This is a genomic window from Modestobacter sp. I12A-02662, from assembly GCF_041028325.1.
In the GTDB taxonomy this organism is placed as follows: domain Bacteria; phylum Actinomycetota; class Actinomycetes; order Mycobacteriales; family Geodermatophilaceae; genus Modestobacter.
In genome coordinates this window covers 220,764-232,030 of sequence record NZ_JABGDE010000002.1, presented here as the reverse complement: position 1 = coordinate 232,030, position 11,267 = coordinate 220,764, and the positions used below count along the sequence as shown (strand labels likewise).

At 74.7% G+C, this 11,267-nt stretch carries 14 protein-coding genes; 5 read left to right on the top strand and 9 right to left on the bottom strand.

Annotated elements, in window-relative coordinates; translation table 11 throughout:
* The first annotated feature begins 93 nt into the window (after positions 1-93).
* Both HL189_RS01510 and HL189_RS01505 read left to right on the top strand, forming a co-directional pair.
* On the top strand, positions 94-399 hold the full coding sequence (locus HL189_RS01510; protein ID WP_369131932.1) for a 4a-hydroxytetrahydrobiopterin dehydratase: 306 nt from the start codon (positions 94-96) through the stop codon (positions 397-399).
* Positions 400-477: 78 nt separating this feature from the next.
* Positions 478-1,176, top strand: a complete 699-nt coding sequence (locus tag HL189_RS01505; protein ID WP_369131931.1) for a hypothetical protein — start codon at positions 478-480, stop codon at positions 1,174-1,176.
* Here HL189_RS01505 and HL189_RS01500 read toward each other — a convergent pair.
* From HL189_RS01500 to HL189_RS01490, 3 genes are read right to left on the bottom strand one after another with little or no spacing between them, the layout of a single operon-like run.
* Positions 1,144-1,554, bottom strand: coding sequence for a DUF3037 domain-containing protein (locus HL189_RS01500; protein ID WP_369131930.1), 411 nt, complete (start codon positions 1,552-1,554; stop codon positions 1,144-1,146). The two genes, HL189_RS01505 and HL189_RS01500, sit on opposite strands and share 33 nt — an antisense overlap.
* Positions 1,551-2,408: a HipA family kinase gene (locus HL189_RS01495; protein ID WP_369131929.1), complete on the bottom strand. Its 858-nt coding sequence runs from the start codon at positions 2,406-2,408 to the stop codon at positions 1,551-1,553. The genes HL189_RS01500 and HL189_RS01495 overlap by 4 nt, the downstream gene beginning before the upstream one ends.
* Positions 2,409-2,421: 13 nt before the next feature.
* On the bottom strand, positions 2,422-3,084 hold the full coding sequence (locus HL189_RS01490) for an SDR family oxidoreductase (RefSeq protein ID WP_369131928.1): 663 nt from the start codon (positions 3,082-3,084) through the stop codon (positions 2,422-2,424).
* 37 nt (positions 3,085-3,121) lie between these two features.
* On the opposite strand from HL189_RS01490, the gene HL189_RS01485 reads away from it, so the two are divergent.
* The gene (locus HL189_RS01485) at positions 3,122-3,664 is read left to right on the top strand and encodes a DUF1990 family protein (RefSeq protein ID WP_369131927.1); all 543 of its coding nucleotides are present in this window, start codon (positions 3,122-3,124) and stop codon (positions 3,662-3,664) included.
* 69 nt (positions 3,665-3,733) lie between these two features.
* On the opposite strand, the gene HL189_RS01480 is transcribed toward HL189_RS01485, so the two are convergent.
* The 3 genes from HL189_RS01480 to HL189_RS01470 are packed head-to-tail and all read right to left on the bottom strand — an operon-like array spanning position 3,734 to position 6,233.
* The gene (locus HL189_RS01480) at positions 3,734-4,543 is read right to left on the bottom strand and encodes a formate/nitrite transporter family protein (RefSeq protein WP_369131926.1); all 810 of its coding nucleotides are present in this window, start codon (positions 4,541-4,543) and stop codon (positions 3,734-3,736) included.
* 44 nt (positions 4,544-4,587) lie between these two features.
* The gene (locus HL189_RS01475) at positions 4,588-5,334 is read right to left on the bottom strand and encodes a hypothetical protein (RefSeq protein WP_369131925.1); all 747 of its coding nucleotides are present in this window, start codon (positions 5,332-5,334) and stop codon (positions 4,588-4,590) included.
* Positions 5,331-6,233, bottom strand: a complete 903-nt coding sequence (locus HL189_RS01470; protein WP_369131924.1) for an ATP-binding cassette domain-containing protein — start codon at positions 6,231-6,233, stop codon at positions 5,331-5,333. Before HL189_RS01470 ends, HL189_RS01475 begins: the two co-directional genes overlap by 4 nt.
* 180 nt (positions 6,234-6,413) lie before the next feature.
* On the opposite strand from HL189_RS01470, the gene HL189_RS01465 reads away from it, so the two are divergent.
* Complete coding sequence (locus HL189_RS01465) at positions 6,414-7,856, top strand: M1 family metallopeptidase (RefSeq protein WP_369131923.1); 1,443 nt, start codon at positions 6,414-6,416, stop codon at positions 7,854-7,856.
* On the opposite strand, the gene HL189_RS01460 is transcribed toward HL189_RS01465, so the two are convergent.
* From HL189_RS01460 to HL189_RS01450, 3 genes are all read right to left on the bottom strand, one after another.
* A complete protein-coding gene (locus HL189_RS01460) occupies positions 7,853-8,854 on the bottom strand; it encodes an iron-siderophore ABC transporter substrate-binding protein (protein ID WP_369131922.1) in 1,002 nt (333 codons plus the stop codon). The genes HL189_RS01465 and HL189_RS01460 overlap by 4 nt on opposite strands.
* A 73-nt stretch (positions 8,855-8,927) precedes the next feature.
* Positions 8,928-9,689 carry an FAD-binding oxidoreductase gene (locus HL189_RS01455; protein WP_369131921.1) on the bottom strand — a complete coding sequence of 254 codons (762 nt, stop codon included), beginning with the start codon at positions 9,687-9,689 and terminating at the stop codon, positions 8,928-8,930.
* Positions 9,682-10,293 carry a sulfite oxidase-like oxidoreductase gene (locus tag HL189_RS01450; RefSeq protein ID WP_369131919.1) on the bottom strand — a complete coding sequence of 204 codons (612 nt, stop codon included), beginning with the start codon at positions 10,291-10,293 and terminating at the stop codon, positions 9,682-9,684. Before HL189_RS01450 ends, HL189_RS01455 begins: the two co-directional genes overlap by 8 nt.
* Before the next feature lie 264 nt (positions 10,294-10,557).
* Here HL189_RS01450 and HL189_RS01445 point away from each other — a divergent pair, with 264 nt between their 5' ends.
* A complete protein-coding gene (locus HL189_RS01445; RefSeq protein ID WP_369131918.1) occupies positions 10,558-11,259 on the top strand; it encodes a succinate dehydrogenase cytochrome b subunit in 702 nt (233 codons plus the stop codon).
* The last annotated feature ends 8 nt before the right edge of the window (positions 11,260-11,267 follow it).

Below are 11,267 nucleotides of genomic sequence, written 5' to 3'. Positions count from 1 at the left end.
TCGGCGCGGGCCCCTGCAGCAGGGCCGCTCCAGCACATCACCACGCGCGCCGCGGGCTCCTGGGACGAGGCCACCAGGGGCAGGATGGGTCGCATGCCCCGCCCGCCCCGCCTCCCCCCGGACGCCGTCGCGGACGGCCTGCGGGAGCTGCCGCTGTGGTCCGGTGGGCCCGACGGCATCGAGCGCACGGTGCGGCTGCCCAGCTTCCGGGCCGCCGTGGACGCGGTCGTCGCGGTCGCGGACGTCGCCGAGGAGCTCGACCACCACCCGGATCTCGACCTGCGGTGGCGGACGCTGCGGATCGCCGTCGTCACGCACTCGGCCGGCGGTGTCACCGAGCTGGACCTGCAGCTGGCACACCGCGTCGACGCCTTGTTCCCGACCGATGACCCAGCGTGACGGATACCCTGCGGGGTGAGAGTGGTTCACCCCATCGGGTGAACAAGTGGCACGCGACGGGTCACCTAGAGTGATCGCGTGCGCCGCCACCCCTCCCCCCAGGACGAGCGTCGCCCGGGCGAGCGGCACGTCCCGGCCTGGAAACCGATCGCCGGCGCCCTGACGTCGGGCCTGCTGGTCCTGGCTGCCCTGGTCCTGGTGGCCGACCGCTTCGGCGTCCCGGTGGCCGTGTTCACCTGGGACGGTTCCGCCCTCGGCGACCTGCCGTGGTACTCGGGGTCGATCAGCCTGCTCAACGGCATGGTGTGGGCAGCCGCTGCGGGGCTCTCGCTGCTCGTCGCCTGGCTCTCGCCCCAGGACCGCACCCGGCTGGGCGCCCTGGCGCTGTTCACCGGGGTCCTCGCCACGGACGACGCCCTGCAGCTGCACGTGTTCGCCGGCCCGGACAACGGCATCCCGCAGTCCTGGTTCGTAGCGCTGTACGCCGTCGCCGGAGCCCTCCTGCTCCTCCTGTTCCTGTGCGGCGGCCGGCCGGGAGCCACGGCCGCCTTCCTGCTGGGCTTCGCCCTGCTCGGGGTGTCCGCCGCGTTCGACGAGGTCGCCGAGTCCGAGGTCAGCATCGTCGAGGACGGCACCAAGCTGCTCGGCGCGATCACCTGGCTGGCGGTGCCGGTGATCGTCGCCGGCCGGCTGCGCCCCGCCCGGTACCTGCCCGGGCCGCCCGCGGACCGCCCGGCCCCCGGGTCAGCCCTCGAGCGGGAGCACCAGCAGGCGTAGCAGGCGGTCGGCCTCGGCGTCGGGGTCCGCGGTGAGCCCGGTGTGCACCGGGCCGGGCTGGACGACGGTGCTCCGGGGCGCCGTCAGCCAGCGGAACCGCGACCCCAGCGCCTCCCGCCCGGCCGCCCCGGCTCCCACCGCGGCCGAGCACACGTCGGCGGCGGCCTGCAGCGCCGCGCCGATCGCCGCGGGGTCCGCGGTCGGGTCGAGGGCCCGCAGCCGGTCGACGTCCAGGTGCACGCGCGAGCCGAGGTAGTCGCGCTGCCGGCAGTACACGAGCACCCCGGCGTTGAGCGACTCGCCGCGCTCCACGCGTGGCACCACCCGCAGCACGGCGTACTCGAAGGTGTCCCTCGATGTCACAGCCCGGGCGCTCACCGCTGCGTCACCCCCTCCGGCGGGGGCGGCCCCAGCCAGGCCGGCCGGTTCTCCCCCCGCGGCGCGCTCCGCCGCCCGGCCCCGCCGGCCGCCGCCGCGGCGACCACGCCGGGCAGCCAGGCGTGCCGGGCGTCGAGCCGGGCCAGCAGCTGGTCGACGTACCGGGCGCGCACCCCGTCGGCGGGCTCGTCCGGGGACGGCCCCTCCAGCCAGGCGTCCGGGACGAGGGCGAGCACCTCGGTGAGCAGCGCCCGGGTGATCCGCGGAGCCAGCGCCGCGTCGGCGGCCGCGATGTCGGCGGCGCACTCGACCAGGGCGTGCTGGCCCGCGTCGTAGGGGCGGGTGACCGCCGCGGCGGCGCCGGGCCAGTGGTGGTGGAACGTCAGGGCCGCCCCGTGGTCGATCAGCTGCAGCCGGCCGTGCCAGAACAGCATGTTCGGGTTGCGCCAGGACCGGTCGACGTTGCCCACCAGCGCGTCGAACCACAGCACCCGGCCGGCGAGCTCGGGGTCGACCCGGGCGGCGCCGGCCTCGAAGTCCAGCGCCCCGGGCAGGTAGTCCATGCCCAGGTTGAGCCCGGCGGAGTTGCGCAGCAGCTCCTGGACCTCCTGGTCGGGCTCGCCCACGGCCAGCTCCGGGGCGACGTCGACGGTGACCTGCACCGGCACCGGCAGCGCCAGCCGGCGGGCCAGCTCACCGCAGACCACCTCGGCGGCGAGCACCTTGACGCCCTGCCCGGCGGCCCGCCACTTGACCACGTACGTGCCGAGGTCGTCGGCCTCCATCAGGCCGGGCAGGGAGCCGCCCTCCCTCATCGGGGTGACGTACCGGGTGGCGGTGACCGAGGTGAGCACAGTGCGCCGCAGCCTACGGGGTGCGCTGGGGCTGCAGCTCGACCTCCACGGGACAGACGTGGGGCGGGGTGCCGACCACCCAGCGGACCGCGTCGGCGACGTCCGCGGGCTGGAGCAGCTGCTCCGGGCGCACCCCCGGGGCGCGCAGCCCGGCGCCGGCCGCCACCAGGCCCGGCGAGAGCAGGGTGACCGCGACGTCCCGGTCCCGGACGTCGAGGAAGACCGACCGGGCGAACCCGGCCAGGCCGTGCTTGCTCGCGACGTACGCCGGGTTGCCGGCGAAGGGCGTGCGGGCCGCGCCCGAGCCGAGGAGGACCAGGGACGACGGCGCCGCGGCGACCAGCGCGGGCAGGACCCCCCGGGTCACCCGCATCGCCGCCGCGAGGTTCACCGCGAGCAGCTCGTCCCACACCTCGGGGTCCCCACGGTCGGCCGGCGCCCAGTCGAACAGGCCCGCCGCGTACACGACGACCGACAGCCGGTCGGGCAGCCGGTCCAGCGCGGCCCGCACCTGGTCGGGACGCCGCAGGTCGACGACGTCCCCGCGGACCCCGGCGGCCGCCAGCCGCGCCGGGTCCCGCCCCCAGCCCAGGACCTCGTGACCGCACCCGGCCAGCGTCGCCGCGACCGCCGTCCCGATCGCACTGCCCGCCCCCACCACCAGCGCCGTCCCCATGCCGGGCACCTACCCGCCCGTCCCGCAGACTGACCGGGTGGGACTCCTCCGCCGCACCACCCTCGAGCGCCTGGCCGCCGCGCCGTTCACCTACCCCGAGGTGGGCGCCACCCGGGACGGCGCGCTGCCGGCCGGCTACGACCACGTCGAGCGGTCCGCTGTGGTGGGCCACGGCCGCGAGGCGTTCGACCGGGCCGCCGCGGCGGTGTTCCGCTGGACCGCGCAGCGCGCCGCCGGGCTGCGGATCGAGGCGAGCGGCCCGGCGAGCACCCCGGGCACCGTCGTCCTGATGACGGCGGGGCTGCGCCGTCTGGGGCTGGACGTCCCCTGCCGGGTGGTGTGGGTGCTCGACGAGCCGGACCGGCGGGGGTTCGGCTACGGCACGCTGCCCGGGCACCCGGAGAGCGGCGAGGAGTCCTTCGTGGTCACGCTGGAGCCCGACGGCGACGTCGTCTACTCGCTGCGGGCGTTCTCCCGGCTCGCCACCCCGCTGTCCCGGCTCGGCGGGCCGGTGAGCCACCGGGTGCAGTCGTTGGCGCTGGACCGCTACGTGACGGCGATCCGACGGGCCACCCGGTAGGGACCGGGCGGCCACCCTCCAGGAGCCCGCGCCGAGCCCGCGAGGCGTGGAGAGGAGGGTGGTCCTTCGTCAGGCCCCGGCCTCGGCCCGCTCCTCCTGGATCATGTCCTTGCTCCGCACCAGGCGCAGCAGCGTCACCACCAGGAGGCCGCCGGCCATGTTGAGCAGCGTCGTGTACCAGAACCAGGCCAGCCAGTCCCCGTAGCCGAACGGTGCGCCGGTGTGCAGCGCCGCGAAGATGATCAGCGAGTCCAGGATGGAGTGGAACAGCTGCAGGCCGGCCAGCACCAGGCCGCCGGCGAAGGCCGCCACGATCTTGGCCGGGTCGGACGTGGTGCCGTGCTGCATGCGGGTCATCAGGGTGATCGCGATCCCGGCGAGGGAGGCCAGCGCGGCCGACTCCAGGTCCAGCGGCGCGGTGACGAAGGTGGTCGCGCTCTCGACCGCCGTCGGGCGCAGGTCCGGCAGCGCGTGGACGACGACCCACATCAGCAGCCAGCCACCGACCAGGTTGGCCACCAGCGTGCCGCCCCAGAGCTTGCCCAGCTGGGCGACGCTGGCCCGGCCGGCGACCACGGCCGTCACCGGCACCAGGAAGCCCTCGGTGAACAGCTCGCTGCGGGCCAGCATCAGCGCGACGAAGCCCACCCCGAAGGCGAGCCCGGCCAGCAGGTGGCTGCCGGTCTCCGCGTACACCGCGAAGAGCAGGACGACGCCGAAGCCGATCTCCAGCCCGCCGGCGAGCCCGGTGGTGAGCACCTCCCGCCAGGTCCGGTGCAGCCGCTGGGCGCCCTCGCTGACGATGGTGTCGAAGGCCTCCTGCAGCTGGTCCTCGGTCGGCCCCTGGCTGTCGCCCAGCTCCTCGCGCGCGTTCACCACCAGCGCGGCCTACCCCCGAGGTGACGTGCTGGAACGGCCGCGCTTCAGACGTCGCGGCGGACCAGCAGGACGGCGGACAGCGTCCAGACGCCGACGGCCCAGGCGGCGGTGACCGCCAGCCCGACGGCCCAGCCGGTGCCCGAGACCAGGAACGGGTCACCGCCGACCCGCAGCACGGGCATCGCCTCGGACAGCCGCTCCCCGGTGCTCCCGAACAACGGCAGCAGCAGCGGCAGCAGGAAGACCAGCGCCGAGCCCACCCCCACGCCACCGGCCGTCGAGCGCAGCAGCGCCCCCAGCCCGACCGCCAGCACCGCGGTCAGCGCCGCCGCGGCGACCTGCAGCAGCAGCGCCCGGGGCACCCCGGGCGCGGTCAGCGGCACCCCGCCGGGCACCGCGGTGAGCACCCGGGCGCCCAGCCAGCAGGTCAGCGCCAGGACGGCGGTGAGCCCGGCGACCGCACCGGCGAGCACGAGGGTCTTGGCGGCCAGCCAGCGCACCCGGCGCGGCACGGCGGCCAGCGAGGACTGCACCGCGCCGGTGGCGAACTCCCCCGCGGACGCGACCACGGCGACCGCGACGACCACGAACTGCGCGAAGCCGAAGCCGACCAGCGAGATGCGCACCGCGTCGTCCGCGCGGTCCGCCGACCCGAAGGTCGACGACGTCAGCCACCCGAGCCCGCCGGCGAGGAGGACGTACAGCGCCGCGCACCACCAGCTGGAGCGCAGCGAACGCAGCTTGGTCCACTCGCTGTGCAGCACCGCGGTGGCCGCCACCCCGGCGCTCACCGCTCCCCCGCCCGGTACTCGACGTCCTCGCCGGTCAGCGCGTAGTACGCCGCCTCCAGCGACGACGTCGTCCGGCTGAGCTCGTGCACCCGCGCCCCCACGGCGAAGGCGACGTCCCCGACCTCCGCCAGGTGCAGGCCGCGGACGGCCAGGCTGCCGTCCGGATCGGCCGCCACCTCGGCGCCGGCCCGCTGCAGCGCACCGGCCAGCTCCGCGAGCCGCGGGCTGCGCACCCGGACGACGGCGTCGGCACCGAGCAGCTCGGACATCGGCAGGTCGGCGAGCAACCGGCCGCGCCCGAGCACCACCAGGTGATCGGCGGTGTCCTCCATCTCGCTCATCAGGTGGCTGGACACCAGCACGGTGCGGCCCTCGGCGGCGAGGTCGCGCAGCAGCTCCCGCACCCACCGGATGCCGTCGGGGTCCAGGCCGTTGACCGGCTCGTCGAACAGCAGCACCTCGGGGTCCCCGAGCAGCGCCACCGCGATGCCCAGCCGCTGGCCCATCCCGAGCGAGAAGCCGCGGACCCGCTCGTCGGCCACCGCCTCCAGCCCGACCACCTCGATCACCTCGTCGACCCGCGCCGCGGGCAGCGCGTTGCTCTGCGCGAGAGCCAGCAGGTGGTTGCGCGCGGTGCGCCCGGGGTGCCGGGCCCGGGGGTCGACCAGCGCGCCGACGCAGCGCATCGGCTCGTCCAGCTCGGCGTAGGGGACACCGAGGACCGTCGCCGTCCCCCGGGTCGGCCGGGTCAGGCCGAGCACGCAGCGCATCGTCGTGGTCTTGCCCGAGCCGTTGGGGCCGAGGAAGCCGGTGACCCGGCCGGGTTCGATCCGGACGGTCAGGTCGTCGACCGCCGTCCGGGAGCGGTACCGCTTGGTCAGTCCGTCGATCTCGATCACCGGCACCTCCGCGGCCACCCCAGCAGACCGGCGCGGCCGCCGACAGCGGACACGCGGGCACGGCGTTCCGGTGCGACTGCGCGACGTCACGACGTGCCGAGCCGTGCGCCGTCCTGTCGCCATGATCACGACGGCGTCCTACCGTCCCCTCCTCGCCACCGTCGTCCCCGGGGAGTGCTCATGGTCCGTCGCCGTCTCGTCCTGCTGCCGGTGACCGCGGTCGCCGTCGCCCTCGTGCCCGGCACGGCGCTGGCCGAGGAGGCGGCAGCGCCCGGCGCGTCGGGCATCGGCGATCCGTACTACCCGCTGGACGGCAACGGCGGGTACGACGTCGACCACTACGACCTGGCCCTGCGCTACGACCCGGCGACCGACGAGCTCACCGCCACCGCCACGATCGAGGCGGCGGCGACCCAGGCGCTCTCGTCGTTCAACCTGGACCTGCAGGGGCTCACGGTCTCCGCGGTGACGGTCGGGGACGACGACGCGACCTGGACCCGGGACGGCGGAGAGCTCACGATCACGCCCGCCGAGCCACTGGAGGGCGGCCAGGAGTTCACCACCGTGGTCACCTACTCCGGCGTCCCGCAGACCCTGCCGGACGTCTCCGGGTTCCTGCACACCGACGACGGCGCGGTCGTCGCGGGCCAGCCCGACGGGGCCGACACCTGGTTCCCGGCGAACGACCACCCGCTGGACCCCGCCACCGTGTCGGTCTCCGCGACGGTGCCCGAGGGCCTCGAGGCCATCTCCAACGGCGCGCTGACCGGGCAGTCCACCGCCGACGGGTGGACGACGTGGCGCTGGGAGGCCGCGGAGCCGATGGCCACCTACCTGGTGACCCTGGCGATCGGCGAGTTCGACGTGCGCGAGTACGAGGCCGACGGCATCCGCTACTGGGACGCCCTCGACCCCGACCTGTCCACCCCGGTCGACGGCGCCCTGAGCGCCGGCGAGATCGCCACCGCCTCGTTCGCCCGGCAGCCGGAGATCGTCGGCTGGCTGGCCGACTGGCTGGGCGAGTACCCGTTCGAGACGGCCGGTGGGATCGTCGACGACGACCCCGCGCTGGCGTTCGCGCTCGAGACGCAGACCCGGCCGATCTACAGCCCGCTGTTCTTCACCGACCAACTGTCCGGCGACGTCGTCGTCGTGCACGAGCTGGCCCACCAGTGGACCGGCGACCTGGTCCGGATCGCCGGGTGGCAGCACTTCTGGCTGAACGAGGGCTTCGCCACCTACGCCGAGTGGCTGTGGCTGGAGCGCGAGGGAGCGCTGACCGCCCAGCAGACGTTCGACGAGCTCGCCGCGCTGCCGCCGGAGTCACCGCTGTGGGAGGACCTGCCCGGCGACCCCGGACCCGCCTTGGAGGACCTGTTCAGCGCGGCCGTCTACACCCGCGGCGCGATGACGCTGCACGCGCTGCGCACCGCGGTCGGCGACGACGTGTTCGCCACGATCGTCCGCGAGTGGGTGTCCTCCCGGGCCGGCGAGGCGGTGACGACGGCGGACTTCACCGCCCACGCCGAGGCGGTGTCCGGCCAGGAGCTCGACGAGCTGTTCCAGACCTGGCTGTTCACCCCCGGCAAGCCCGCCGGCCTGGGCGCGGCGCCGGGCGCCTAGCCGAGCGCCGGGACTGCCGTCGCCGGGTCGCCGTCGGACGCGGCGGCCAGCGCCGGCACGACGGCGTCCAGCAGGTAGGGCAGCGACAGCGGGCTGCCGAAGCCGAGCGCGGCGGCCACGTCCCCGCTGTAGCCGCCCAGCAGGACCGTGCGGTCCTCGATGACGACGTCGAGACCGGAGAACAACGTGTCGGCCGCCGCGTCCTCCGGCGTGTACCCGAGGACGGCGAGGACGTCGGCGTCGAGCAGGTCCAGCCGCTCCTGGCTGACGTCGGTGCTGCTCTCGGGGACGGTGAAGCCCAGGTCGGTGAAGAACTGGGTGCGCAGGTCGTCCCGGCCGAGCGCGTAGTGGCCGGAGCCGACGCCGGTCAGGTCCACGGCCAGCGACGTGCCGGCGAACCCGGGGTGCTCGCTCGTCGCCTGCTCGAACCGGCCCTCCACCTCGTCGACCAGCTGCTGCGCCTGGTCCTCGCGGCCGAGCGCCCGGCCGGTGAGCAGGGTCTGCTCCTGCCAGGGGGTGGCTCCGTCGGCGTACTCGTCGGTCTGCGCAAGGGTCGGCGCGATGCCGGACAGCTGGTCGTAGACCGCCTGGTCGATGAAGGAGTAGACCCCGACGATCAGGTCGGGCTCCAGCGCGGCGATCTGCTCCAGTGCCAGCTCCTCGCCTCCGACGGTGGGCAGCTCGGCCCCGGCCAGCTGCTCCGTCGCCCAGGGACGGCGTGGGGCGTCGTAGTCCCCGAGGTTCTCGCGCACGCCGACCGGGGTCACCCCGAGGGCCAGCACGAAGTCCTCGTCGTTGAAGCCGACCGTGACCACCCGAGCGGGCTCCTCGGGGATCTCCGTGGTGCCGAACTTGTGCTCGATCGTGACCGGGAAGGCGTCGGCGGCGGCTGACGGCTCCGCCGCGGGCGCGGCGCCGTCGTCGGACCCGCCGCAGGCGCTGAGCCCGGTGGCGAGCGCCAGGACGGCGAGGGGGACGAGACGGGACGTGCGTCGCACGGGAGCTCCTCATGATCGACAGCGAGGAGCTGAGGTTAGCCTCACCTGACCGAAGCCCCGCGAGGCCCCGGTCTCAGCGCCCGGCGTCCAGCAGCGCCGAGGGACCGAACCGTTCCACCCGCACGGACGACGGCGGCACGCCGAGCTCCACGAGCAGCTGGCTGGCCGCCTCGGCGAAGCCGGCCGATCCGCAGACGTACGCGGTCTGGCCCGGCTCCACCAGCGGGAACAGATCCATCCCCGTCATCCGCGCGGCCGGCCGGATGCCGTGCGCCTCGCGGGTCAGCACGACCAGCGCCCCGGCGGCGGCCAGCTCGTCGGCGTAGGGCAGCTCGGCGAGCGTGCGGCTGGAGACGGCGACCCGGAGCAGGTCCGGCCGCCCGAGGTCGCGGGCGTGCCGGATCATCGCCACCAGGGGCACCACGCCCGTGCCGCCACCGACCAGCAGCGCCGGGGTCGCGCCGTCCCAGACGAACCAGCCGCCGATCGGCCCGCGCACCTCCAGCTCGTCCCCCGGCTCCACCACGTCGGCGAGGTAGGTCGACACCTCGCCGTCGGCCAGCCGCTCGACGAACAGCTCGACCAGCGGGTCGCCCGGCGCGGTGGCCGCCGAGTAGGACCGCTGCGCGGTGTACCCGTCCTCCGCGGTCAGCCGGACGACGTAGTGCTGGCCGGGCAGGTGGTCGACCCGGTCGTGCACGTCCAGCCGCAGCTGCACCGAGCGCGCGACCGGACGGCGCACGCCGGCGACGGTCGCCGTCCGCCAGCCGCCCACCGGCGCCGCTGTCCCGCCGAGCCGGGCGACCGGCGGCTCGCCGGCCCCTTCCTCAATCACCCTGGTACCGCTGCTGCTTCCACGGGTCGCCCCGGTCGTGGTAGCCGTTGCGCTCCCAGAAGCCGGGCTGGTCCCGCTTCATCACCGTGATGGTGTGGATCCACTTGGCGCTCTTCCAGAAGTACAGGTGCGGCACCAGCATCCGCACCGGGCCGCCGTGCTCGATCGGCAGCGGCTGCCCGTCGAACTCCCACACCAGCCAGGCCCGGCCGCCGGTGACGTCCTCGATCGGCAGGTTGGTGGTGTAGCCCGTCTTCGAGGTGGCCATGACGAACCGCCCCTCGGCGGTCGGCCGGGCCACCTCCAGCAGCGAGTCGACGCTGATGCCGGAGAAGTGGGTGTCGAACTTCGACCAGGTCGTCACGCAGTGGATGTCACCGCGGTAGGCCGACGCCGGCAGCGCGTGCGCCTGCTCCCAGCTCCAGGTGGTCGGGTTCTCGACCTCCCCGTCGACGGTGATCGACCACGTCTCCGGGCTGATCCGGGGTGTCGGCTCGGCGGTGAGCACCGGCCAGTCGCCGCCGACGTCGTACTGCCCCGGGGGCAGCCGGGGGTCGCTGGTCGTGCGCCGGCGGCCGAGGAAGCCGCGGGTGGGTCCTGGCACGTGCCCGTCCTCTCGGTAGGGCACCTCCGGGGTGCCCCGACGTCCGGTCGCGCCCGATCTTCCTCCCGGCCGTCGGCCGTGTCTCCCCCCGGGTCCGGAGCCCGCCGGTCACGGGCCGGTCACGGCGGCCGGGCAACCGGCCGGGCACCACCCGCCCGTCACCGGCCCGGGACCTGGGAAGGGTCCCCTTACATGAGCCGTGTCACGACGCCATGGCTGGGTGTGGCGTGTGCAAGGGGAATACCTTGTGAGGTTGTGGCGACAGTGACGACGCAGCAACCCCAGCGCAGGGCCCCGAAGACCGGGCGGTTCAGCAACTCGGTCGTCAAGAAGACCGTCATGGCGGTCACCGGGATCATCATGATCCTCTACTTGATCGCGCACATGATCGGGAACCTGCACGCCTTCGGGGGCGCGGACGAGTTCAACGAGTACTCGCACTGGATCCGCACGATAGGCGAGCCCGCCGCGCCGCAGGGCACTGTGCTGTGGATCATCCGGCTGGTGCTGCTGGCCTCGGTGGTCGGCCACTTCTGGGCGGCCATCTCGCTGTGGCGGCAGGCCCGCCGGGCCCGCCCGGTCGCCTACGTCACGAAGAAGCGGGTGCAGCAGAGCTTCGCCTCGCGCACCGTGCGCTGGGGCGGGGTGATCCTGCTGCTCTTCGTCATCTGGCACATCCTCGACCTGACCTTCGGCGCCGTGAACCCCGCCGGCACGGGCACCACGCCCTACGAGCGGCTGGTCGCCAGCTTCTCGAACATCCCGATCACCCTCTTCTACGTGCTCGCCATGGTGCTGCTCGGCCTGCACCTGCGGCACGGCATCTTCGCCGCCACCCAGACCCTCGGTCAGACCAACAAGCGCCGCGAGCGCGCGGTCAACGGGATCGCCTACGTCATCGCCACGCTGCTCACCGCGGGCTTCCTGCTCGTGCCGCTGTCCATCGCCTTCGGCCTGATCGACTGACGGGAACC